The organism is Marinimicrobium sp. UBA4209, assembly GCF_002381585.1.
Classification (GTDB): Bacteria; Pseudomonadota; Gammaproteobacteria; order Pseudomonadales; family Cellvibrionaceae; genus Marinimicrobium; species Marinimicrobium koreense.
Genome location: NZ_DFTP01000020.1, coordinates 60,202 through 64,071 on the forward strand (window position 1 = coordinate 60,202; position 3,870 = coordinate 64,071).

Below are 3,870 nucleotides of genomic sequence, written 5' to 3' on the forward strand. Positions count from 1 at the left end.
TCCATGGCGCCCACCCTTCGGGCAGCCTTCGGCTGTGCAAAACGGCTGTCCTGCCGTTTTGTCGAACCCGGAGCGCGGGTTCTCGCCCATCACATTCCACGATACATACGAAAACGGCCCACACTTTCGTGTGGGCCGTTTTCGTATGTATGGCGGACCGGACGGGACTCGAACCCGCGACCTCCGGCGTGACAGGCCGGCATTCTAACCAACTGAACTACCGGTCCAACGGTAGCGTGAACGGATGTGGTGGGTGGTACAGGAGTCGAACCTGTGACCTACGCCTTGTAAGGGCGCCGCTCTACCAACTGAGCTAACCACCCCCGTTCAGGAGCTGCGTATTCTAATGAAACGAGGGCTCAGGTCAATTCCTTTTTGGCATTTTTTTCAAAAAACTTTCTCTGGCGAATTTATTCGGGTTTCTCGCCACCTGAGAGAGGGGCTTGTTATACTCTTCGCTCTCGAATCAGCAGAGGGGGCGTTTGCCTTGAGGTCATTGGTGCGGACTTGGTGGTTTATGGGGTGGCTGTTGATGTTGCCCTGGTCGGCGGCGCAGGGCGCCGTGGATATCCGTGAATTTGACAGCGAGACGGACCGGCAACGGTACCAGAGCTTTATTGATGAGCTTCGCTGCCCCAAGTGTCAGAACCAGAATCTGGCGGGATCTGATTCTCCGATTGCCAAGGACCTGCGTGATCAGGTCTACCGGATGATCAAAGAAGGGCGCGCCGACAAGGAAATCACCGACTTCCTTGTCGAGCGCTACGGCGACTACGTACTCTACCGCCCCCCACTGAAAGCGGCCACGCTGGCGCTCTGGCTCGGGCCGGTAGTGGTGTTGTTGCTCGGTATCATCATCCTTATCTGGGTAGTGCGTCAGCGACGCAGCAGCGGGCTGGCCCCGACCGAGACGGCCAAAAACCTCACTGATGCCGAACGCTCCGAGCTGGACCGGCTGTTGAATTCTTCCGACGACGAGAATCCCGAACGATGATGACTCCTTTGTGGTGGGTCATGGCCCTGATGGTGGTCGTGGCTCTGGCGTTTTTTCTTTGGCCCATGCGACGCAAGGCGACCGGTTCACACCTTGAACAGGTGCGCCGGCGCTACCTGGAAACCAATGTGGCGCTGTTTCGCAAGTACCTGGCGGAGCTTGAGGCCGACCGGGATGCCGGGCGCATCAATCAGGAAACTTTCGAGCAACTGAAACTGGAGCAGGAGCGAGCCCTGCTGCAGGAGGAGCGCGAGCTGGCCAGCAGTAAGCCGGTTCGCGGGCGGGCGCTGCCCGGCGGTCGCGTGCTGGTGATTGTGGCGGCGGCATCCATGGTAGGCAGTCTGGTGTTTTATGAGTGGCGCGGTGCCAGCGAAGATGTGTTTCTGGCAGATCTTCAGGCGAATAAGGCTCGTCTTGATCGGGAAGAGCGGATGAGCGACCAGCGGGTCGATCCCAGCCGGACCTGGGAGCTGGTGGAGCACATTCAGGCCCGCCTGAAAAAAGAACCGGACTCCACTCAATATCTGTTCCTGCTGGCGCACTATTCCCGCGAACTGGGCCACTACGACCAGGCGGTGGACGCCTACGAGCGGATACTTGCGCTCGAACCCGGCTCCGCGCGTATTCGTGCCGAATTGGCGGAAACCCTGTTCATCCGGGACGACAATCGGATTGGCGAGCGCGCCCAGACCCTGATCGAAGAAGCGCTGGCCGCCGACCCCCAGGAGACCACGGCGCTGGGTCTGGCGGGTATCAATGCCTTTGGTCAGCGCAACTTTCAGGACGCGATTGATTACTGGCAGCGCGCACTGGAGGTAATGAATCCGCAATCCGGCAACGCCATGGCGTTTCAGAGAGGGATTGACCGGGCCCGTCAGGCGCTAGGGGAGTCCGGTGAACCCCAGACAGCCGACGCCTCGGAGGGCAAGGTCAGCGTCACGGTTGAAGTGTCGCTTAGCGAGCAGGTCCAGTACGACGGTGACGAAACAGTGTTCGTTTACGCCCGTGCCTGGGATGGATCACCCATGCCCCTTGCCATTCAAAGGGTAGCGGCGAGTCAATTGCCATTATCCATTACTTTGGATGAAACTATGGCCATGTCACCGGCGGCCTCACTGGCCACAGTGGAGCAGGTAGAACTGGTCGCACGGCTATCGCCCAGTGGGGACGCTGTTCCTCAGGCCGGCGACTGGGAGGGGCGTATGGGTCCGGTTGACCTGGAGAACCGCTCTGAGCCCCTGACCCTGGTCATTGACGAGCCCATCGCCGAATAGCACAAATCCGTGTAGAATCCTCGCTTTTGCTGAGCGCTCCGAAGCCCGAGTCTTTGGAGCGCTAAAATTCTAATGATTTCAATGGGCTAGGCGACGGCAATCCGGGCGCCGAACGTCGAAACAGAGTGATAGGGACCTATGCGCCTCAAGTGTATCAAGCTGGTCGGTTTTAAATCCTTCGTCGACGCGACCACGGTCAACTTTCCCAGCAACCTGTGCGCGGTCGTGGGCCCCAACGGCTGCGGCAAGTCCAACATCATTGACGCCGTCCGCTGGGTAATGGGGGAGTCCTCCGCCAAAAACCTGCGCGGCGAAGCCATGACCGACGTCATTTTCAACGGTTCCAACGCCCGCAAGCCGGTGGGTCAGGCGTCCATCGAGCTGGTGTTTGATAACTCGGACAAAACCGTGCAGGGCGAATACGCCGCGTTCAACGAAATTTCCATCAAGCGGAAGGTCACCCGCGAAGCCCAGAACTTCTACTACTTGAACGGCACCAAGTGCCGCCGTCGGGATATTACCGACATTTTCCTTGGCACCGGCCTCGGCCCGCGCAGCTACGCCATCATCGAGCAGGGCATGATCTCACGCCTGATTGAGGCCAAGCCCGAAGAGCTGCGGGTGTATATCGAGGAGGCGGCGGGGATCTCCAAGTACAAGGAGCGGCGCCGTGACACCGAAAACCGCATGCGCCGCACCCAGGAAAACCTGGAGCGCCTGACCGACATTCGCGATGAGCTGGAGCGTCAGCTCAGCCGCCTGCAGCGCCAGGCACAGGCCGCGGAGAAGTACACCGAATACAAGAAAGAAGAACGCCAGCTCAAAGCCCAGTTACAGGCCCTTAAGTACCGAAACCTGGACGATCAGGCCAAGGCAAAGCAGACCGGTATCCGCGACCTGGAGCTGCGCATGGAGTCTTTCGTCACCGATCAGGTGAACAAGGATACCCAGATCGAGAAGTGTCGCAGCCAGTACACCGAACTTCAGGATAAATTCAATGAAGTTCAGGGCCGGTACTATGCCATTGGCGCGGACATTGCCCGCATTGAACAGACCATCCAGCACGCCCAGGAGCGCAGCCGCCAACTACAGACCGACCTGGAGCAGACCGAGCGGGACAGCCGCGAAGCCGAAGACAGCCTGCAGTTTGACCGGGAGAAAGCCGAGGGCTGGGAAGCCGAGCTGATGGAAATAGAGCCGGAGCTGGAACTGGTTCGGGCCGCCGAGGAGTCCTCCGGGGACGCTTTGCAGGAGTCGGAAGAGGCCATGCAGCGCTGGCAGACCGAATGGGATACCTTCAACCAGCGTGCCGCCGAGCCCCGCCAGCGGGCGGAAGTTCAGCAGTCCCGGATTCAGCATCTGGAACAGGTTCAGCAGCGCCTGCTGCAACGGATCGAGAAGCTCAAGGAGGAGAAATCCAACCTTCAGTTGGGCTCCGACGATGAAGAAATCGAACAGCTGAACGAACAGTTGGCCGAACTGGACCTGGTGGTCGAGGAAAAACGCGGTCGCAGCGAAGCGTTGGGCGAGGAACTGGAAACCCGCCGGGAAGACAACAACCGCCTGGCGGACGAGCTGGATCAGGCGCGCAGCAAGCTACAG

At 59.6% G+C, this 3,870-nt stretch carries 3 protein-coding genes and 2 tRNA genes; 3 read left to right on the top strand and 2 right to left on the bottom strand.

Annotated features, from left to right (window positions below; translation table 11 throughout):
- Positions 1-150: 150 nt before the first annotated feature.
- Together B3187_RS03475 and B3187_RS03480 are read right to left on the bottom strand one after the other, a co-directional pair.
- A tRNA-Asp gene (locus B3187_RS03475) sits at positions 151-227 on the bottom strand.
- Between the two features lie 20 nt (positions 228-247).
- Positions 248-323 (bottom strand) — tRNA-Val (locus tag B3187_RS03480).
- A 194-nt stretch (positions 324-517) separates the two neighbouring features.
- Between B3187_RS03480 and B3187_RS03485 the strand changes: the two genes are divergently transcribed.
- The 3 genes from B3187_RS03485 to B3187_RS03495 all read left to right on the top strand — a co-directional run.
- On the top strand, positions 518-994 hold the full coding sequence (locus B3187_RS03485) for a cytochrome c-type biogenesis protein (protein WP_286804592.1): 477 nt from the start codon (positions 518-520) through the stop codon (positions 992-994).
- Positions 991-2,268: a c-type cytochrome biogenesis protein CcmI gene (gene ccmI / locus B3187_RS03490; RefSeq protein ID WP_123637349.1), complete on the top strand. Its 1,278-nt coding sequence runs from the start codon at positions 991-993 to the stop codon at positions 2,266-2,268. The genes B3187_RS03485 and ccmI overlap by 4 nt, the downstream gene beginning before the upstream one ends.
- Before the next feature lie 138 nt (positions 2,269-2,406).
- On the top strand, positions 2,407-3,870 hold a 1,464-nt coding region (locus tag B3187_RS03495; protein WP_286804593.1), incomplete at its 3' end, for a chromosome segregation SMC family protein.

Coding starts and splice junctions, on each gene's coding strand:
- ccmI (WP_123637349.1), top strand. CDS start 991: ATGATGACTCCTTTGTGGTGGGTCATGGCCCTGATGGTGGTCGTGGCT.
- B3187_RS03485 (WP_286804592.1), top strand. CDS start 518: ATGGGGTGGCTGTTGATGTTGCCCTGGTCGGCGGCGCAGGGCGCCGTG.